The sequence below is a fragment of the Streptomyces sp. NPDC085932 genome (assembly GCF_044540525.1).
Taxonomy (GTDB): domain Bacteria; phylum Actinomycetota; class Actinomycetes; order Streptomycetales; family Streptomycetaceae; genus Streptomyces; species Streptomyces levis.
The window spans coordinates 21452-40111 of record NZ_JBITSJ010000003.1 but is presented as its reverse complement, the minus strand read 5'-3'; the positions used below and the strand labels follow the sequence as shown (position 1 = coordinate 40111).

The following is an 18660-nucleotide window of genomic DNA, read 5'->3' as shown; positions in this document are numbered from 1 at the left end:
CGCTTCCGGCAGGCCGGCCGTGTCCCGCTCGGGCGGGACGGGTACACCCTGGGGGTACGCGCCCGGCGGCAGCCCAGGCGCCACCGTCCGTTCCTTCTCCGAGGCGGTCCGATGGGTGAATCCCTCACGGAGTCCAGGACGGAGCCGACGCTGCCCGCCCCCGGTGGGCGGCGCCGCGCCGCCCACCGGCCCGAGGCGGGGGCGCCGGAAGGGCGGGGACTCGAAGGGCGAGGGCTCGAAGGGCAGGGACCCATCGGGAAGGACCACCGGCCGGAAGGGGCCGAGGGGCACGAGGCGGTCGCGCTTCTGGAGCGGGCCCGCGCTGAGGTCGACCCGGTGCTGCGGGCCGCGCTCGACGCACTGCCCGGGCCGATGCGCCGCGTCGCGTGCTACCACTTCGGCTGGGAGCGGGCGGACGGCACACCGGCCGAGAGCGGTTCGGGCAAGGCGATCCGTCCCGCGCTCGTGCTCGCCGCGGCGGGCGCCCTGGGGGGACCCGAGGCGCGGGCACGGGCGGTGCGGGCGGCAGCCGCCGTGGAACTGGTCCACAACTTCACCCTGTTGCACGACGACGTGATGGACCGCGACGCCACCCGGCGGCACCGGCCCACCGCCTGGGCCGTGTTCGGTGACGCCGACGCGATCCTCGCCGGGGACGCCCTGCAGGCACTGGCCCTGCGGCTGCTCGCCGAGGACCCGCATCCGGTCTCCCCGGCGGCCGCCGCCCGGCTGGCGGACTGCGTGGTCGAACTGTGCGCGGGGCAGCACGCGGACACCTCCCTGGAGCGCCGCGCCCCGGCCGAGGTCACGCTGGAGGAGGTGCTCGCCATGGCGGAGGCCAAGACGGGCGCCCTGCTGGGCAGTGCGTGCGCGATCGGCGCGCTGTACGCCGGCGCCGGTGAGTCGGACGTGGCGGCGCTGGACGCGTTCGGCCGGGAGGCCGGACTGGCCTTCCAGCTCATCGACGACGTCATCGGCATATGGGGCGACCCGAGCCGCACCGGCAAGCCCGTCGGCGCGGACCTGGCCACCCGTAAGAAGTCCCTGCCGGTCGTCGCGGCCTTCGTCTCCGGCACCCCCGAGGCCGCCGAACTCGCCGAGCTGTACGCCCGGCCCAGCGACGAGGCGGACCTGGACCACATCGCCCGGACCGTGGAACGTGCGGGTGGCCGGGACTGGGCACAGGACCAGGCGGCCGACCGGATGGCCCGGGCGATGCAGCAACTGGCGCACGCGGTACCGGATCCGGAGGCGGCGGGCGGTCTGCTGGCCCTCGCCGAGTTCGTGACCCGGCGGACCAGTTGACGGCCGACGGCGCGGGCGGGCGGCGGCACCGCTGCCGACGGTCCTCCGGGTGACGGAAGGCCCGCACCGAGACAGGCCCCTTCGGGCGACCGGAGGGCAGGGCCCCGGGCTCCGGAGCCGTGCGGATCCTGACACCGCACGGTCGCCGGACTCCGGCCGGCGGGTCCCGCACCGCCCCACGGTGTGCGGGGCCCGTCCCTCCCGTGCTGCGCGGGCCTTGTCCGACGCTGTGCCGGGCCCGCCCTGCCAAGCTGTGCGGGATCCGCCTCTCTGGCGTTGTGCCGGGCCAGCCCTTCTGCGCTGTGCTGGATCCGCCTCTCCGATGCTGTGCTGGGCCCGCCCTTCTGCGCTGTGCGGGACCCGCCTTTTCGGCGCTGTGCTGGGTCCGGTCCGCGCTGGGCTGTGCTGCGCGGCCACCTGGACCCGCTTCTTCCGCTCCGTGCCGGACCTGCCCCTCCCGCGCTAAGCCGGGTCCGCTCCCCCCGCTGTGCCGGCCTGCCCCTCACTCGTGTCACACGCCCCTGTTTGGGCATGCGTTCGACGAGTTTCCGCCAAGGTCCGGGACCGGCCTCGGCGTCGGCTCACGGCGGCCCTACGATCAACGCCGGTCGGCCCGGTGACGGCACCGGCGATCGGCACCGATGACCGGCACGGGCGAGGGGACGTTGGACATGGGCGTGGCGATCCGGACGGCGGGGGCGGCGGACCGGGAGCTGATCGTCCGGCTCCTGGACGAGGCCTTCCAGGACGACCCCGTGAGCGGCTGGGTCTTCCCCGCGGCCGCGGAGCGCCGGGCCAAGCATCCCGGGCTCATGGCCGCGTTCACCGACATCGTGCTCGCGGCCGGCCGTGTCGACGTCACCGAGGACGGGTCCGCCTGCGCCCTGTGGCTCTCGATGCCGGCCGAGGACGGTCACGGCGACGACGGTCACGGCGGGGAAGGCCACGCCGGCGCCGGTGAGGACGACGGCCCGGCCCAGGTGCGGGAGGCCGTCGACCCGGACAACCCGCGCATCGAGGAGATCGGGCGTCTCACGGCCGCCATCCATCCCTCCGGGCGGGCCCACGAGTACCTGTGGATGATCGGCGTGGCCCCCGGCCGTCAGGGCGAGGGTCTCGGGACGGCGCTCATCGAGTCGGTTCTCGACCGCTGCGACCGTGAGGGGCTGCCCGCCTACCTGGAGGCGAGCAACGCCCGCAGCCGCAAGCTGTACGAACGCCTCGGCTTCGAGCTCTGCGGCCCGGTCCTCGATCTCCCCGACGGCCCGGCGATGTGGCCGATGTGGCGCGAGCCCCGTACGGCGACGACCGCCTAGCCCTCCCGTGACGCGCCTCCCGCCCGGGTGCCGCGCGTTCTCCCGGCCCTTCCGGCAGCGGCATCGCCTCCGGCCGTAGCTCCTCCGAGGCCAGGCGCGGCGCCGACCATGCGGAGTCTCCCTTGCCACTTCTGCTCGGGTGTCGATAATCCCTTGCAACCACTACATGAGGAGTACTACAACTAGAGTTGTTACAGCGACAGTCAACGAAAAGAGACGCTCTTGCGCAAGCTCACGTACTTCATCGCCTGCTCCCTCGACGGCTTCATCGGGGACCCGGACGGCGACGCGACGGCGATGATGAGCTTCCTCGACGAGGAGTACCTCGCCTTCCTGGGAAGCGAATATCCGGAGACCGTGGCCACCCACGGCCGCCGGGCCCTCGGCATCGACGACCTCCCGAACAAGCGGTTCGACACGATCATCCAGGGCCGCAGGAGCTATGACCTGGCCCTGCAGATGGACATCACCAGCCCCTACGCCCACCTGCGCGAATACGTCGTGTCCAGCACCCTGAAGGAGTCGCCCGACCCGAACGTGGAGATCATCTCGGACGATCTGATCGGCACGGTCCGGAAACTGAAGGCGGAGGAGAGCGAGCTCGGGATCTATTTGTGCGGCGGGTCGAAGGTCGCGGGCGAACTGTTCGACGAGATCGACGAGCTGATCATCAAGTCCTACCCGCTGGTGTACGGCGCGGGCATGCCCATGTTCGCCACGGGGTTCGCCATCTCGGAGTTCGCCCTGGAGTCGGTGCGCGCGTTCGGCAACGGCGTGGTGGTGCGCGCGTACAGCAGGAAGCGCTGAGGCCCGCCCGGGCCTACCCTGAAGGCATGGGCAGTGAGGAGCACGTCTGTCCGACCTGCGGACAGCCAGTCGAAACAGTCGTCCGGCGGCACAAGACGCTGGGCACCTGGGTCCCGAAGTGGGTGGCGGGCCCGTGCCACAACCCCGAGTGCGGGGCCTACGACGCGGAGGCCGGAGAAGCCGGTCACCCGGAGAAGGACGCCCGGACGGCCGAGCACGTCGAGACGGTCCGGGCAGCCGAGGGGTCCGTCCCTCCCGTGGGGACCCGACCCGTGACGTCCCCGCCGGAAACGGCCCCCGGGGAGACCGTCATGAAGCACCCCTGAGCCCCGAAGCATCCGCGAGCCGCAGGACCGCCTGAGCGTCCGTGCGGCCCGGCAGAGGGCGCGCGTCGGCCGGGCACCGGAGCCGCAGGGGCCGTGCGTCCCGGAGCGGACAGGACTCAAGTCCGTGGCCGGCCCGTCCGCGGGTCCCGGCTCGTCAGGCAGTAGGTGCCGCCCGCCGGGTCGCGCAGCACCGTCCAGCCGGAGAAGCGCGCCACGCACACGGCCCCGAGCGTCTCGTGCCACGCCCGGGTCGCCTCGACGTCCGCGCAGGCGAGGTCGAGGTGGGCGGAGGCCGGGCGTTCCGTGCCGAGGCGTTGCAGGAGCAGACGGACCGGCAGCCCCGGCGGCGGCTCGACCACGTGGAACTCGGGGAGGGCGCCCGGCCGCGACTCCCAGCCGGTCAGCAGCCCGCTCCAGAAGGCGACTTCGGCGGCGTACACCGACGGCGGCACGTCCAGGCACACCTGGTCGAGCCGGCTGCCCCGCACCACACCGGGCCGGGACGATTGCCCGCGCCAGGGGTCGGCGCAGAACAACTGCCCGCCCGGCGAACGCAGCACGACGAGCGAATCGAGGTCCTGCACCACGCGCGCCCCGAGCCGTACCGCCGCGTCCGCGAACTGCCGTACGTCGTCCACGCAGAAGTCGAGGTGGGCGCCGCCCGGGCCCGACTCGACGGCCTGGGCCTTGACGCACGCGTCGGCGCCGTCCGGGAGCAGCGTGACGAACTCGGTGTGCTCGCCGCGCCGTTCGGAGAGCCGGGTGGCGGTCACCGCCGTCCAGAAGGCGCAGGCGGCGTCGAAGGCCGCGCGGGGCCGGTCGGCGAAGGCGTACGTCCAGCGGATGCTCATGGCGGTGATCGTAGGGGGCGCACGCCACGGCCACCTGCGTGAACCTTGAGCAGGCTGCGCCCCGCCGTTCCCCGCCCCTGGCTCGAACTTGTTTGCATGCAGCAATGGACCACATCACGTTCCTCGTGGCCGTCGTCATCGTCACGGCGCTCGCCTTCGACTTCACCAACGGATTCCACGACACGGCGAACGCGATGGCCACGTCCATCGCCACGGGCGCGCTCGCGCCCCGCACAGCGGTCCTGATCAGCGGTGTCCTCAACGTCGTCGGTGCCTTTCTGTCCACCGAGGTGGCCAGGACGATCTCCGGCGGCATCGTGGACGACACCCTCGTCACTCCCGGGATGATCTTCGCGGGGCTGGTCGGGGCGATCCTGTGGAACCTGCTGACCTGGCTCCTCGGGCTGCCCTCCAGCTCCTCGCACGCCTTGTTCGGCGGGCTGATCGGAGCCGTCTGGGTGGGGGCGGGCAGCCACGGGATCCACTTCGCCAAGGTCGTCGAGAAGGTACTGCTCCCGGCGGTGGCCTCGCCGGTCGTGGCCGGGGTCGCCGCGCTGCTCGCGACCTGGCTCGCCTACCGGCTCACCGGCCGAGCCCGCGAGGAGTCCGTGCGCAAGGGCTTCCGGATCGGCCAGATCGCCTCCGCCTCGCTCGTCTCCCTCGCCCACGGGACCAACGACGCGCAGAAGACCATGGGCGTCATCACCCTCACCCTGATCGCGGCCGGCGCGCTCGGCCCCGACGCGGGCCCGCCCCTGTGGGTGGTCGCCTCCGCGGCCCTCGCGATCGGCCTGGGCACCTACCTCGGCGGCTGGCGGATCATCCGCACGATGGGCAAGGGCCTCACCGAGATCCAGTCGCCGCAGGGCTTCGCCGCCGAGACCGCCTCCACGACCGTGATCCTGACCTCCGCCCACCTGGGTTTCGCCCTGTCCACCACCCAGGTCGCCTCCGGCAGCATCCTCGGCGCGGGGCTAGGCCGCAGGCTCGCGGAGGTCCGCTGGGGCGTCGCGGGCCGGATGGCGGTCGCCTGGGTGGTCACCCTGCCCGCCGCCGGGCTGGTGGGGGGCCTGGCCGCCGCTGTGGTCCGCGGCGGCGGTGACCTTGGCACGGCGATCGTCGCCCTGGTCGGCGCCGCTCTCGCCGCGGGCATGGTGGTGCTCTCGCGCCGCAACCCGGTGCACGCGCACAACGTCAACGACGGCCGTGAGGTGAGCCTCCGTGCCGAGCCGCCGGCCAAGGTCCGCACGGCCGCCTGAACGGCCGGCCGCCCGGCCCCGCACCTGATCGTGCGCGGGCCGCGCAGGCACGTACGACGAAGGGGCCCGGCCGGATCGGCGGCCGGGCCCCTTCGTCGTACGTGGCGATCAGGCCTTCTTGGTCTCCCAGAAGATCTTGTCGATCTGGGCGATGTAGTCCAGCGCCTTCTGGCCGGTGGCCGGGTCGGTCGACGCCTTGGCGGCCGAGAGGGCCTTCAGGGTGTCGTTGACCAGCTGGTGCAGCTCCGGGTACTTCTCGAAGTGCGGGGGCTTGAAGTAGTCGCTCCAGAGCACCGAGACGTGGTGCTTCGCGAGCTCGGCACGCTGCTCCTTGATGACGGTGGCGCGGGCCTGGAAGTGCGGGTCGTCGTTTCCGGCCATCTTCTCCTGGACGGCCTTGACCGACTCCGCCTCGATGCGGGCCTGGGCGGGGTCGTAGACACCGCAGGGAAGGTCGCAGTGCGCGCTGACCTTGACCTTGGGTGCAAACAGGCGGGAAAGCATGGAGCATTCCTTCCTCGTGATCGTCTTCTCACAGGGGACATTACTCCGTGGGGGAGGGGTTTTCGCGAGTGCCCCCTTGGGCTTAGGACAAAAGTCCGGGGTGAGACTGAGACTGGTGGAGGAAAGAACCGGGGAGGTGCCGGGTGATGCCGGAGCTGTCGCAGGAATCCGAGCGGGGGAGGCCGGCCGCGCCCTTCGGGGTGGCCGAGGTGACCGGGCCGTCCATGGTGCCCACGCTGTACCACGGGGACCGGCTCCTCGTGCACTACGGCGCCCGGATCAAGGCCGGTGACGTCGTCGTGCTGCGGCATCCCTTCCAGCAGGACCTGCTCGTGGTGAAGCGGGCCGCCCAGCGGCGCGAGCAGGGCTGGTGGGTGCTCGGCGACAACGCCTACGCGGGCGGCGACAGCACCGACTACGGCGTCGTGCCCGACGACCTGGTGCTGGGCCGGGTCCGGTTCCGCTACCGGCCGCTCAGGCCCGGCCGGCGCTCGCCGTGGGCGCTGCTCGGCTGGGCGCTGTCGGCCGCCAGGCCCGTCTTCTCGGGCCGGGCCGCCTCCAGGCGTTTGCGGGCCCGGTAGGCCGCGACGTTGGCGCGGGTCGCGCAGCGGTCGGAGCAGTAGCGCCGGGAGCGGTTGGTGGAGGTGTCCAGGTAGGCGTTGCGGCAGGGCGCGGCCTCGCACAGACCGAGGCGGTCCACGCCGTACTCGGTCAGATGGAAGGCCAGACCCATCGCGGCGATCGCCGCGTAGCCGGCGGTCGCGTTGGACGGGTGGTCCGCCAGGTGCATGTGCCACAGCGGGCGGCCGTCGTCGTCGCGGAAGTCGTGCCCCGAGATCTGCGGGCTCACCGGGAACTCCAGCAGCAGGGAGTTCAGCAGGTCCACGGCGAGCTGCTCGTCACCGCCGTCGGCCGCCTCGAAGACCGCGCGCAGCCGGGCCCGGACCGAGCGGAAGCGGGTCACGTCCGCGTCCGTGGCGCGCCGCGCCGCCGACTGCTGGCCGCCGAACAGATCACGGACGGCCTCGACCGACGTCAGGGTGTCCTTGCCCCGGGCCGGCTCCTCGGTGTTGACGAGGCGCACGGCGTAGTCCGAGTAATAGGCCAGTTCCACTTGTAGTCCTTACGGAGGGGCTTTAGGGTCGTGAGCGCGCACTGGTAACAGCTGATGGTGCATCCAGGGTATTACGAGGGAGGGGCTCGATGACGGACGCGGACACCCGCACCGCCACCACCGACTGGCAGGCCTGGCAGGAGAGCTGGGACCGGCAGCAGGAGTGGTACATGCCCGACCGCGAGGAGCGGTTCCGGATCATGCTCGACATGGTGGAGGCCGTCGTGGGCACCGCCCCGCGCGTCCTCGACCTCGCCTGCGGCACGGGCACCATCACCGCCCGGCTGCTCGCCCGGTTCCCGGACGCCACCAGCACCGGCGTCGACCTCGACCCGGCGCTCCTCGCCATCGCCGAGGGCACCTTCGCCGGCGACGACCGGGTCGCCCTGGTCACCGCCGACCTCAAGGACCCCGACTGGCCGGCGCGGCTGCCGCACGACACGTACGACGCCGTCCTCACCGCGACGGCCCTGCACTGGCTGCACCGGGAACCTCTCGCGGAGCTCTACGGCCGCCTCGCCGGACTCGTCCGCGACGGCGGGGTCTTCATGAACGCGGACCACATGATCGACGAGACGACGCCCCGGATCAACGCCGCCGAGCGCGCGCAGCGCAACGCCCGCATGGAACAGGCCAGGCGAACCGGCGTCCTCGGCTGGACCGAGTGGTGGCAGCTCGCCGCCCAGGACCCGGTCCTCGCCGGTCCGACGGCCCGGCGCCACGAGATCTACGGCGACCACGCCGACGGTGACACGCCGTCGGTGCAGTGGCACGCGCGGGTGCTGCGCGAGAAGGGATTCGGCGAGGCCAGGCCCGTGTGGTGCTCCCCCTCGGACACCCTGCTGCTCGCCATGAAGTAACGGCGCGGGGAAAGCGAAGGGGGCGGTACGGAGATCCCGTACCGCCCCCTCGCCGTGCGTACCGTCAGAGCACCTTCGACAGGAACGACTTCGTCCGCTCGTGCTGCGGGTTGGTCAGCACCTCGCGCGGGTGGCCGGATTCGACCACCACGCCGCCGTCCATGAAGACCAGGCTGTCGCCCACCTCCCGGGCGAAGCCCATCTCGTGGGTGACGACGACCATCGTCATGCCGGACTCGGCGAGGTCGCGCATGACGTCCAGGACGTCACCCACCAGCTCCGGGTCCAGCGCAGACGTCGGCTCGTCGAACAGCATCAGCTTCGGGTCCATCGCCAGGGCCCGCGCGATGGCCACGCGCTGCTGCTGGCCGCCGGAGAGCTGGGAGGGGTAGTTGCCCGCCTTGTCGGCCAGGCCCACCCGGTCCAGCAGCTCCAGGGCGCGCTGCCGGGCCTGGCCCTTGTTCACGCCCTTGACCTGGACCGGTGCCTCCATGACGTTCTCGACGGCCGTCATGTGAGGGAACAGGTTGAAGCGCTGGAAGACCATGCCGATGTCCCGGCGCTTCCGCGCGACCTCGCTGTCCTTCAGCTCGTAGAGCTTGTCGCCCTTCTGCTTGTAGCCGACCAGCTCGCCGTCGACGTACAGGCGCCCGGCGTTGATCTTCTCCAGGTGGTTGATGCACCTCAGGAACGTCGACTTGCCGGAGCCGGAGGGGCCGATGAGGCAGAACACCTCGCCAGACTTCACCTCCAGGTCGATGCCCTTGAGCACCTCGACCGGACCGAAGGACTTGTGGACGCCCTCGGCCTTCACCATGGCGGTCATGCGGTGCCTCCCGTCGTCGACGAGCGGTTGGACAGGGACAGCACGTTGGCCTTGATCTTCTGGAACGGCGTGGCCGGGAGCGACCGGCTCGAACCACGCGCGTAGTACCGCTCCAGGTAGTACTGGCCGACGCTGAAGACCGAGGTCAGCAGCAGGTACCAGGCCGCCGCCAGGAACAGCATCTCGGCCGGGGCACCGGAGGTCTGGCCGATGTCCTGGGCGGCGCGGAGCAGTTCGGGGTACTGGACGACCGAGACGAGCGAGGTCGTCTTCAGCATGTTGATGACCTCGTTGCCCGTCGGCGGCACGATCACGCGCATCGCCTGCGGGATCACGATCCGGCGCAGCGTCTTGGAGTGGCTCATGCCGAGCGCGTGCGACGCCTCGGTCTGGCCCTCGTCGACCGAGAGCAGACCGGCACGGCAGATCTCCGCCATGTACGCCGCCTCGTTCAGGCCGAGGCCCAGCAGCGCCGTCAGGAACGGGGTCATGAAGTCCGACCACTCGTCCTTGTAGAACGGCCCGAGGTTGATGTACTCGAAGACCAGGCCCAGGTTGAACCAGACGATCAGCTGGACCAGGACCGGGGTGCCGCGGAAGAACCAGATGTAGAACCAGGCGATCGAGGAGGTCACCGGGTTCTTCGACAGGCGCATCACGGCGAGCAGGACGCCGCCGATGATGCCGATCGCCATGGACAGCACCGTCAGCAGGAGCGTTTTGCCCACGCCGTCGACGATGCGGTCGTCGAAGAAGTAGTCCGGGATCGCGTCCCAGTTGATCTTGCCCTGGGCGAACGCGTAGACGACGCCGCCCAGCAGGGCGAGGGCGACGACGGCCGAGATGTACCGCCCGTAGTGCCGGACCGGGATGGCCTTGATGGCCTCCGGCCCGGCCGGGGGCGTGTCGCCCGCCGTCTTGTCGATGTCAACAGTCACGGGTGTTGCCTTTCAGTGCCGCTGCGTCGCGGTCACTTGCCGCCGTTGATCGTGGCCTCGTCGACGGAGCCGTCCGTGACGCCCCACTTCTTCAGGATCTTCTCGTACTCGCCGTTCTTGATGATGGCGTCGAGCGCGGCCTTGAGGGCGTCCCGCAGCTCCGTCTGGTTCTTGGCGACCGCGATGCCGTACGGAGCGGCCTCGACCTGCTCGCCGACCAGCTGGAAGTCCTTGCCGCCGCCGGAGGTCTTCACGGCGTACGCGGCGACCGGGAAGTCGGACGAGCCGGCGTCGGCGCCGCCCGCGCGCAGGCGGGTCTGGGCCTGCTGGTCGTTGTCGAAGGGCTCAATGGCGATCTTCTTGCCGGACGGGCACTTCTTCGACTCGGCCTTGGCGAGGTCCTCGGAGACCGTGCCTCGCTGCAGCACGATCTTCTTGCCGCACAGGTCGGACCAGGTCTTGATGCCCTGGTCGTCGCCCTTCTTGGTGTAGATCGACACACCGGCGGTGAAGTAGTCCACGAAGTCGACGCCCTCGCCGACCTTCTTGCCGGTGTCGGAGTCGATGCCCTCCTGGCGGTCCTTGGTGTCGGTCATCGCGGACATGGCGATGTCGTACCGCTTGGAGCGCAGACCGGTGATCAGCGTGTCGAAGGTGCCGTTCTCGAACTGGAAGTCGACACCGAGCTGCTTGCCCATGGCGGCGGCGATGTCCGGGTCGATGCCGACGACCTTGCCGGAGCTGTCCTTGAACTCGACCGGGGCGTAGGCGATGTCCGAACCGACCTTGATGACGCCCTTGTCGCGGATCGCCTTGGGCAGCTTGTCGGCGAGCGGGGCGGAGGCCGTCGCGGTGTCGCTGTCCGAGCCGTTGTCCTTGGTCTGGTCACCGCATCCGGTGAGCATCAGCGCGCCTGCGACCGCGATCGCACCGACCGCTGCTAGCCGGGAGCGGGCGGCGGTCGTACGACGGGTGGAGCTTGCGGTCATGGTGGGTTCCTCCGGCGGATGGGTGGAGTTGCCGATGGGGCTCAGCGCTGCCGATGGGCTCGGCAGTGCCGTGGCCTGCCGACGGGGTCGGCAGCGCCGTGGGTCGACGAGAACACACGTCTTCGAGTGTCGCGACCTCGTGTGATTACGGCATCTTGCCATTCGGACTGCGCCATTCTGGGGGCCAGCCATGTCAAAATCGGATAACGGGCGACCCCCGAACCGCACCACTCCGGTACATCACGGCCGGACCTTCTGTGGGAATGCCTCCTTCCGGCCGGAAGATCTTCGGCATATCCCGGGATTTCGACATGGAGGCCGCGGGCTTCACCACCGCTTGAGTGGTTCTCGATGGTTTGTCCAGCCCTTGCCCCGATTTTGGACGAAGAGTCAGGGCGCCGGTATGTGACCTTGGCGTTATGGACTCGTCCTCGGTGCCTTCCGTCCGGTAAGAAGGGTCTTTACACCCCTCATCCGGGGCTCAGGGCGCGTGTGCGGCGCGCCCGACGCGTACGCGCCCGTACGTATCACGTACAGAGCACGACCACGGCCGTACGCGGTCCCGCCCACCCCTCACCAGGAGTGGCCACCCTCAAACCAATGAAGATTTAAGGGGTAAAACGAAGTGGCAGCGGAGATCGTCAATCCTCGCAGCGAGAGCAAGACCGGCGATACGGGCAACGAGGGCGGTGCGGAGCCCCTCGACTCCTTCGATCCGGCGTTCGCGCTGCACCGCGGCGGCAAGATGGCCGTGCAGGCCACGGTGCCGGTCCGTGACAAGGACGACCTGTCCCTGGCGTACACGCCCGGGGTCGCGAAGGTGTGCAGCGCGATCGCGGAGCAGCCGGAGCTGGTGCACGACTACACGTGGAAGTCCTCGGTCGTCGCCGTCGTGACGGACGGTACGGCCGTGCTGGGCCTCGGTGACATCGGGCCCGAGGCCTCCCTCCCGGTGATGGAGGGCAAGGCCATCCTGTTCAAGCAGTTCGGCGGTGTGGACGCGGTCCCGATCGCGCTGAACTGCACGGACGTCGACGAGATCGTCGAGACGGTGGTGCGGCTCGCGCCCTCGTTCGGCGGGATCAACCTGGAGGACATCTCGGCGCCGCGGTGCTTCGAGATCGAGCGGAAGCTGCAGGAGCGGCTGGACATCCCCGTCTTCCACGACGACCAGCACGGCACGGCGGTCGTGACGCTGGCCGCCCTGCGGAACGCCGCGCGGCTGAGCGGGCGGGCCGTCGGTGACCTGCGGGCCGTCATCTCCGGCGCCGGCGCGGCGGGTGTCGCCATCGCGAAGATGCTGGTCGAGGCCGGGATCGGCGATGTCGCGGTGGCCGACCGCAAGGGTGTCGTGTCGGCGGACCGGGACGACCTCACGCCGGTGAAGCGGGAGCTGGCCGGGTTCACGAACAAGGCCGGGATCACGGGGTCGCTGGAGACGGCGCTGGCCGGGGCCGACGTGTTCATCGGGGTGTCCGGCGGGACGGTGCCGGAGTCCGCGGTCGCGTCCATGGCCGAGGGGGCGTTCGTCTTCGCCATGGCGAACCCGAACCCGGAGGTGCACCCCGAGGTCGCGCACAAGTACGCGGCCGTGGTCGCCACCGGACGGTCGGACTTCCCGAACCAGATCAACAACGTGCTGGCGTTCCCCGGGATCTTCGCCGGGGCGCTGCAGGTGCGGGCCTCCCGGATCACGGAGGGGATGAAGCTGGCCGCCGCCGAGGCGCTGGCGGCCGTGGTCGGGGACGACCTGTCCGCCGACTACGTCATCCCGTCGCCGTTCGACGAGCGGGTGGCGCCTGCGGTGACCGCGGCGGTCGCCGCGGCGGCGCGTGCCGAGGGCGTGGCTCGCCGCTGACCCGGCCGGCCGAGTGTTGAGGTGACCCCGCCCGGATGGGCGGGGTCATTTCTTTGCCGGGGAATCGGCTGTTCGGGTGGTGTACGGGTGCGGACGGGCCCCGGAGGCCGCCGCCGGCACGCGCGGCGGCACCCCGCTCCGCAGGGCCGCGGGCCGGCCCCTGCCTCAGCAGGGGCGTCCCGGTCCTGGCAAGAGGGTGTGTCTCACAGGGGCATACGGTTCCGTCACCCCGGTGGGGAACCTATCGTCAAGGTCATGTTCGCTGTCTACGCCGCCCGAATCGACCGCGACCAGCCGCTGTCCGGCCTGGAGTTGGGAGAGCGCCCGGCTCCCGAGGCCCGTCCCGGCTGGAGCACCGTCACCGTCAAGGCCGCCTCCCTCAACCACCACGACCTCTGGTCCCTGCGCGGCGTCGGCCTCGCGGAGGACAAGCTGCCGATGATCCTCGGCTGCGACGCCGCCGGTGTCGACGAGGACGGCAACGAGGTCGTCCTGCACTCCGTCATCGGACAGAGCGGGCACGGGGTCGGCCCGAAGGAACCCCGCTCCATCCTCACCGAGCGCTACCAGGGCACCTTCGCCGAGCAGGTGTCCGTGCCGACCTGGAACCTCCTGCCCAAGCCGAAGGAGCTCTCCTTCGAGGAGGCCGCCTGTCTGCCGACGGCGTGGCTGACCGCGTACCGGATGCTGTTCACCAACGCGGGGGTCCGGCCCGGCGACTCCGTGCTGGTGCAGGGCGCCGGCGGGGGTGTCGCCACGGCCGCCATCGTGCTGGGCAAGGCGGCCGGGCTGCGGGTCTTCGCCACCAGCAGGGACGAGGCCAAGCGCAAGCGGGCCGTGGAGCTGGGGGCCGTCGAGGCGCTGGAGGCCGGGGCGCGCCTGCCGCAGCGGGTCGACGCCGTGATCGAGACCGTGGGGGCCGCGACCTGGTCGCATTCCGTGAAGTCGCTGAAGCCCGGCGGCACCCTGGTCATCTCCGGTGCCACCAGCGGCGACCGCCCCTCGCACGCCGAGCTGACCCGCATCTTCTTCCTGGAGCTCAAGGTCGTCGGCTCCACGATGGGGACCAAGGACGAGCTGGAGGATCTGCTGGCGTTCTGCGCGGCCACCGGCGTGCGGCCCGTCATCGACGACGTGCTGCCCATGGACCGTGCGCGGGAGGGCTTCGAACGGCTCGCGGCCGGGGAGCAGTTCGGGAAGATTCTGCTGACCAATCCGTAAGCGCGCGGCGCGGGGTGCTCGAACGGCCGGTCCGGGAACGGGCCGGCCGTTCGCATGTCAACCGGGGTTGACGGATGCCGGATGTCAACCTATGTTGACACCATGACCGAAGCAACCGATCTGGCCGAGCGTGCCGGTGACCGTGATCCGCGGGTCGGCCTGCGGGCCGTGGCCGCGCTGCGCCGGCTGCTGGAGCAGCTGGAAGCCGTGCAGGTGCGCAACGCGCGCAACCAGGGCTGGTCGTGGCAGGAGATCGCCACCGAACTCGGTGTGAGCAGGCAGGCCGTGCACAAGAAGTACGGGAGGCATTGATGTTCGAGCGGTTCACGAAGGACGCCCGGGATGTGGTGAAGAGCGCGTTCGCGTATGTGGAGGGGGGCGGTGGGGGCAGTGTGGAGGCCGAACATCTGCTGCTGGCCCTGCTCGACCGGGAGGGCAGCCGGGGGTCCTTCGCACTTGCCGCTCTGGGGCTCGGGCCCGAGGAGCGGGAGCCGGTGCGCGAGGCACTGCGGGAGGCGCGCAGGGGGGCCGGGCTGTCCCGGGCCGAGCGCGACGCCCTCGCCGGGCTGGGGATCGACGTGGCGGAGATCGTCGCCCGGGTGGAGGAGGTGCACGGCGTCGGAGCGATGTCCGGTGACCGCAGGGACACCCGGTGGTGGTCCGGGCGCCCCTCCTTCGGGCGTGCGGCCAAGGACGTGCTGGAAGGCTCGCTGCGCGCGGCCCTGGCCCAGCGGGACCGGCACATCGGCGACGAGCACCTGCTGCTGTCCCTGACAGCGCGCCCGGGCGTGCCGGCCGAGGTCCTCGCCGACCACGGGGTGACGTACGCGTCGCTGGTGCGCGTGCTGTACGGGGGCGGCGGCCAGGCCAAGGCCGGCTGAACGCGACCGGTTACTTCTTCGGCGTGCGCAGGAGCGCTCCTATGTGGGCCGCGGCCGTCGACAGATGGCGGCGGGCGTCGCGCAGTTGGTCGGGCGTGACGCCGTGGTCGCGGGCCGCGTCCCGGATGTCGTCCCGGAAGCGGTCCAGGAGACGGTCCAGGTCGCGAGCGGGGTCGCCGGTCGATTCCGCGGCGTCCTCGTGGGCCCAGGCCGGTTCGTAGGAGGCCGGGAAGTCCTCCGTGGGGCCTGCGCCCTGCGACGGTGAGCCCGGCTTGCCGGCTGCGGTGCCGGTCCAGTCGAAGCCGAAGTCCTTGCCGTAGTCCTTGCCGAACTCGCCGACTTCCTTGACCAGTTCGCTCAGGCCCTCGCGCAGGCCCGTCGGCCAGTCGCCGCGGGTGAAGTGGTCCTGGACCTGCTCCTGGACGCGGCGGGCGATGCGCTGCACCTGCTCCTGCGCCTGGGCGCGGGCCTGCTCCTGGGCCTCCTTCGCCTGGCGGCGGGCGCGCTGGGCGTCCTCGCGGGCGCGGCGGCTCTCGTCCTTGGCGCGGCGGGCCTGCTCCTTCCACTCCTGCCTGGCCCGCCGCATCTCCTCCTTGGCGATGCGCCAGGCGTCCTTGTCGCCGTACTGCGCGAAGTCCCCGTAGGGGGTGCCCTCGGGACCGCCGGTCCGGCTGCCGTTGTCCCGACGGGCCTCGGTCGCCGCGGCGCGCATCTCGCGGCGCAGGTCACCCGCGGCTCCGCGCACGTCCGCCTGGATCTCCGCGGCCAGTTCGGCGACGGACTCCCTGATCTCCAGCTCCAGGTCGGCCAGTTCGCCGCTGCGGTCGGCCAGTTCGGCGCGGCCCGCGTCCGTGATCGAGTAGACCTTGCGGCCGCCCTCGGTGGTGTGGGTGACCAGGCCCTCGGCCTCCAGCTTGGCCAGACGCGGGTAGACCGTGCCCGCCGACGGTGCGTACAGCCCCTGGAAGCGCTCCTCCAGGAGGCGGATCACCTCGTAGCCGTGACGAGGGGCCTCGTCCAGCAGCTTCAGCAGGTAGAGGCGCAGGCGGCCGTGGGCGAAGACGGGGGGCATGTCAGAGCACCTTCTTGTCGGTCGTGCCGTCGGCCGGGGCGGTGGTGGTGCCGTCGCCGGGGCCGGAGACGGAATTGTCTCCCGAGTCGCCCCCGGGGTGGCCCGCCGGGGCCGCCGGGGGGCTGTCGGTGCCGGGATGCGCGTCCCGTGGCGTGTGGTCGTCGTCCTCCTGGGCCGGCCGGCGCAGCAGGGCGATGGAGCCGGAGACCGTCGTGGCCCGCAGGGTGCCGTTGCCCGCGCCGAGGCGGCCGGTGATCTTGTGGGCGCCCCACTGGCCGTGGACGCGGAGGTCGTCGAAGGCGTTGGAGACGGCGCCGCTCGCCGTGTTGGCCTCGACCTCGGCGTCCGCCCGATGCGGCAGGCGGATCGCGATCTCGCCGGAGACGCTGGTCAGCTTCACGTCCGTGGGGCCGTCCGGGGCGAGGTCGACGATCATCGAGCCGCTGACCGAGTCGGCCCGGACCGAGTGGCCGGAGCCCTCGACCACGGTGAGGTCGCCGGAGACCGAGTTGAACCGCAGGTCGCCCGTGACGTCCTGGGCCTCCAGGCTGCCGGAGACCGTGTCGGCGCGGACCGGGCCGGACAGGGCCACCAGGGTCGTGTCGCCCGTGACGCCCTTGACCACCGTCGGGCCCTGGATGCCGGAGACGACGGCCGCCGCGCCGACGACTCCCACCTCCACGCGGGTGCCGGCCGGGACGGCCAGGGAGACCACCGCGCTGCGGCGCCAGCCCTTGCGGTCCAGCCAGGACAGGAAGCCCTTCCAGGGCAGGTCCTCGTAGGCCACCGTCAGGGTGCCGCCCTGCCGGGTCACCACGAGGGGCGGGCCCTCGATCTCGGTGACTTCCAGGCGGGCGGAACCTTCGTCCGTACCCACCACGTTCACCGTTCCGTTGACCAGGCGTACGTGGAGATCGCTCACGGGCTCGTCGAAGGTGAGCTTGCTCGGTTCCGTGACGGACCACTCGGACATCGTGAGACCTCCCCGACTCGACGCGCCATATCGCGTCTACTCCCATTCACGATATATCGCGGACGGGGAAAGTCAAGACACCCGTTCTGGGGATGGCGAAGCGGTCATAAGTGCTCATACGGCATCGATTCGCCCTAGCGTGTGAGCATGCCGACGGAAGCTGAGCCCACCGGTCCCGCGCCAGGGGCTCTGCTGCTGTGCCGGGCGGTGCCCGGGGCCGTCGGTCCGGTCGCCCATCTGCTGCGGGAGCCCATGCGGCTGACCCGGGCGGGCGACGACTGGAGCGTCCTCGTGCCCGAGGGCCGGCCCTGGCGGGACGGCGGCGAGCCCGTCGACCGCGTGGTCACGGGCTGGGCCACCGCCCTGGCCGTGGGGGCGCCCTGGCCCGTCCTCGCCCTGTGGTGGGACGCCGACCACGCGGGCTTCACCCTCGCCTACGGCTTCCGCCGCCCGGTCGGGTTCGTCTGGCTCGCGAGTGGCGTCCCCGCGGGGGAGGACGAGGCGATGCGCACGTTCGCCGCGCGCGTGGGTCTCGATCCCGTCCTGGACCTGCAGGCTCTCGAACAGCTCACGAAGCCCGACGCCGCGGCCGACGGCCCGGCCCGGCTGCGCGGTCTGCTGGCGGTCCTCGCGCGCGTGGGCGTCTCGATGCCGCCCGGGCTCACTCCCGGCGCACCCGCCGAACGCCTCGGGGAAGCCGTCGCCGTACTGCCGGACAGCCGGTCCGTCGAGTGGCCGGGTCTGCGCGAGGCGGTCGCGGAGCGCGGGACCGTCGAACACAGCCGCCTCGGCCCCTGGCTGCCCTGGGCGGGCGGCCCGAGAGCCCGAGCTCTGGCGCTCGCCCAGGTGGCGGGAGGCGTACCGCTGCTGGCGTGGGGCCTACGGCGGCGCGGCGGCGGCTGGGGCTGGGCCACGGCCGGAGCACTGCTCCTGGCCCACGGCGCGCTGGGCTTGGCCTACGACCTCACGCACCCGCGCGACTGACACCCGTGCGGTGAGCCGGGCGGCCCGGCTGAGGCGGGCCGGGCATCGCGAGTGGAGTGGGCCGGCCGTCCACCCGGGCGGTCGTGGGGCGCGGGTCATGAGGCGGTGCCTCATCCCGGCCTGCGGCCTCGCTGACGCGTGGGTGCGGACCCTCCGGGCTGGGGCGGCTGGTGGCGAGGGCGGCGGCTTGCCGGATGCCCCCGGACCGGCGCGGTGTTGCCGGTAGGGCCATCGGGCGACGCTCCCCCCTACGACCTCCCGAACGGCCGGCGACCGTTCCGCCGTCCCGGCGGGTCCTGCCGCCCGAGCCGGCCCCAGTCGCCCGAGCCGGCCCTGGTCACCCGCCCCGGTGCCGTCGTCTACTCGTCGTCCTCGTCGTCCAGGCGGGCCAGCCACGTCGCCAGGCGTTCCACCGGCACCTCGAAGTCGGGGTTGAGATCGACGAACGTGCGCAGTTGCTCGGCGAGCCACTCGAAGGTGACCTCCTCCTCGCCGCGCCGCTTCTCCAGTTCCTCGATGCCACGGTCCGTGAAGTACATGGCTCAAGGATATGCGGCCGGGCCGCACCCCCCGGCG

Annotated in this window: 21 protein-coding genes; 12 read left to right on the top strand and 9 right to left on the bottom strand. The window is 71.8% G+C overall.

The features are described from left to right. The first annotated feature begins 111 nt into the window (after positions 1–111). The 4 genes from ACIGAQ_RS16210 (at position 112) to ACIGAQ_RS16195 (ending at position 3754) form a co-directional block, all read left to right on the top strand. Positions 112–1305, top strand: a complete 1194-nt coding sequence (locus tag ACIGAQ_RS16210) for a family 2 encapsulin nanocompartment cargo protein polyprenyl transferase (protein WP_399783259.1) — start codon at positions 112–114, stop codon at positions 1303–1305. Between the two features lie 671 nt (positions 1306–1976). Then, on the top strand, positions 1977–2621 hold the full coding sequence (locus ACIGAQ_RS16205) for a GNAT family N-acetyltransferase (protein ID WP_399783256.1): 645 nt from the start codon (positions 1977–1979) through the stop codon (positions 2619–2621). Between the two features lie 222 nt (positions 2622–2843). Next, a complete protein-coding gene (locus tag ACIGAQ_RS16200) occupies positions 2844–3428 on the top strand; it encodes a dihydrofolate reductase family protein (protein WP_362278579.1) in 585 nt (194 codons plus the stop codon). A gap of 26 nt (positions 3429–3454) precedes the next feature. After that, a complete protein-coding gene (locus tag ACIGAQ_RS16195; RefSeq protein ID WP_399783253.1) occupies positions 3455–3754 on the top strand; it encodes a hypothetical protein in 300 nt (99 codons plus the stop codon). Between the two features lie 116 nt (positions 3755–3870). Here the strand turns inward: ACIGAQ_RS16195 and ACIGAQ_RS16190 are convergent, their stop codons facing one another. Continuing rightward, a complete protein-coding gene (locus ACIGAQ_RS16190; RefSeq protein WP_399783250.1) occupies positions 3871–4605 on the bottom strand; it encodes a VOC family protein in 735 nt (244 codons plus the stop codon). 104 nt (positions 4606–4709) lie between these two features. Here ACIGAQ_RS16190 and ACIGAQ_RS16185 point away from each other — a divergent pair, with 104 nt between their 5' ends. Further along, a complete protein-coding gene (locus ACIGAQ_RS16185) occupies positions 4710–5864 on the top strand; it encodes an anion permease (RefSeq protein WP_399783248.1) in 1155 nt (384 codons plus the stop codon). A gap of 108 nt (positions 5865–5972) precedes the next feature. Here the strand turns inward: ACIGAQ_RS16185 and sodN are convergent, their stop codons facing one another. Beyond that, positions 5973–6368, bottom strand: a complete 396-nt coding sequence (gene sodN, locus ACIGAQ_RS16180) for a superoxide dismutase, Ni (protein WP_004983535.1) — start codon at positions 6366–6368, stop codon at positions 5973–5975. A 146-nt stretch (positions 6369–6514) separates the two neighbouring features. Between sodN and sodX the strand changes: the two genes are divergently transcribed. Then, positions 6515–6949 carry a nickel-type superoxide dismutase maturation protease gene (gene sodX, locus ACIGAQ_RS16175; protein WP_311679418.1) on the top strand — a complete coding sequence of 145 codons (435 nt, stop codon included), beginning with the start codon at positions 6515–6517 and terminating at the stop codon, positions 6947–6949. Here sodX and ACIGAQ_RS16170 read toward each other — a convergent pair. Further along, positions 6832–7482: a CGNR zinc finger domain-containing protein gene (locus ACIGAQ_RS16170; protein WP_311679417.1), complete on the bottom strand. Its 651-nt coding sequence runs from the start codon at positions 7480–7482 to the stop codon at positions 6832–6834. The two genes, sodX and ACIGAQ_RS16170, sit on opposite strands and share 118 nt — an antisense overlap. Positions 7483–7571: 89 nt before the next feature. Here ACIGAQ_RS16170 and ACIGAQ_RS16165 point away from each other — a divergent pair, with 89 nt between their 5' ends. Beyond that, complete coding sequence (locus tag ACIGAQ_RS16165; protein WP_399783243.1) at positions 7572–8342, top strand: class I SAM-dependent methyltransferase; 771 nt, start codon at positions 7572–7574, stop codon at positions 8340–8342. Between the two features lie 64 nt (positions 8343–8406). Here ACIGAQ_RS16165 and ACIGAQ_RS16160 read toward each other — a convergent pair whose 3' ends face one another. The 3 genes from ACIGAQ_RS16160 to ACIGAQ_RS16150 are packed head-to-tail and all read right to left on the bottom strand — an operon-like array spanning position 8407 to position 11095. Then, positions 8407–9168 carry an amino acid ABC transporter ATP-binding protein gene (locus tag ACIGAQ_RS16160; protein ID WP_094057096.1) on the bottom strand — a complete coding sequence of 254 codons (762 nt, stop codon included), beginning with the start codon at positions 9166–9168 and terminating at the stop codon, positions 8407–8409. Then, positions 9165–10106, bottom strand: a complete 942-nt coding sequence (locus tag ACIGAQ_RS16155) for an amino acid ABC transporter permease (RefSeq protein WP_392109572.1) — start codon at positions 10104–10106, stop codon at positions 9165–9167. Before ACIGAQ_RS16155 ends, ACIGAQ_RS16160 begins: the two co-directional genes overlap by 4 nt. A 32-nt stretch (positions 10107–10138) precedes the next feature. Beyond that, positions 10139–11095: an ABC transporter substrate-binding protein gene (locus tag ACIGAQ_RS16150; protein ID WP_365738749.1), complete on the bottom strand. Its 957-nt coding sequence runs from the start codon at positions 11093–11095 to the stop codon at positions 10139–10141. 625 nt (positions 11096–11720) lie between these two features. On the opposite strand from ACIGAQ_RS16150, the gene ACIGAQ_RS16145 reads away from it, so the two are divergent. From ACIGAQ_RS16145 to ACIGAQ_RS16130, 4 genes are all read left to right on the top strand, one after another. Continuing rightward, a complete protein-coding gene (locus ACIGAQ_RS16145) occupies positions 11721–12953 on the top strand; it encodes an NADP-dependent malic enzyme (protein ID WP_362278585.1) in 1233 nt (410 codons plus the stop codon). A 255-nt stretch (positions 12954–13208) separates the two neighbouring features. After that, the gene (locus tag ACIGAQ_RS16140; protein WP_399783237.1) at positions 13209–14174 is read left to right on the top strand and encodes a zinc-binding dehydrogenase; all 966 of its coding nucleotides are present in this window, start codon (positions 13209–13211) and stop codon (positions 14172–14174) included. A gap of 102 nt (positions 14175–14276) precedes the next feature. Further along, the gene (locus ACIGAQ_RS16135; RefSeq protein ID WP_003992902.1) at positions 14277–14486 is read left to right on the top strand and encodes an HTH domain-containing protein; all 210 of its coding nucleotides are present in this window, start codon (positions 14277–14279) and stop codon (positions 14484–14486) included. Continuing rightward, complete coding sequence (locus tag ACIGAQ_RS16130; protein WP_399783234.1) at positions 14486–15055, top strand: Clp protease N-terminal domain-containing protein; 570 nt, start codon at positions 14486–14488, stop codon at positions 15053–15055. The genes ACIGAQ_RS16135 and ACIGAQ_RS16130 overlap by 1 nt, the downstream gene beginning before the upstream one ends. 10 nt (positions 15056–15065) lie before the next feature. Here ACIGAQ_RS16130 and ACIGAQ_RS16125 read toward each other — a convergent pair whose 3' ends face one another. Then, positions 15066–16127 carry a PadR family transcriptional regulator gene (locus ACIGAQ_RS16125; RefSeq protein ID WP_399783232.1) on the bottom strand — a complete coding sequence of 354 codons (1062 nt, stop codon included), beginning with the start codon at positions 16125–16127 and terminating at the stop codon, positions 15066–15068. Between the two features lies 1 nt (position 16128). Then, positions 16129–17100 (bottom strand): DUF4097 family beta strand repeat-containing protein, encoded by a 972-nt coding sequence (locus ACIGAQ_RS16120; protein ID WP_399783229.1) that lies wholly within the window; start codon positions 17098–17100, stop codon positions 16129–16131. 147 nt (positions 17101–17247) lie between these two features. Here ACIGAQ_RS16120 and ACIGAQ_RS16115 point away from each other — a divergent pair, with 147 nt between their 5' ends. Then, positions 17248–18084, top strand: coding sequence for a hypothetical protein (locus ACIGAQ_RS16115; RefSeq protein WP_399783226.1), 837 nt, complete (start codon positions 17248–17250; stop codon positions 18082–18084). Positions 18085–18443: 359 nt separating this feature from the next. Here ACIGAQ_RS16115 and ACIGAQ_RS16110 read toward each other — a convergent pair whose 3' ends face one another. Further along, positions 18444–18623 carry a DUF6104 family protein gene (locus ACIGAQ_RS16110; protein ID WP_003992906.1) on the bottom strand — a complete coding sequence of 60 codons (180 nt, stop codon included), beginning with the start codon at positions 18621–18623 and terminating at the stop codon, positions 18444–18446. Positions 18624–18660 lie beyond the last annotated feature (37 nt).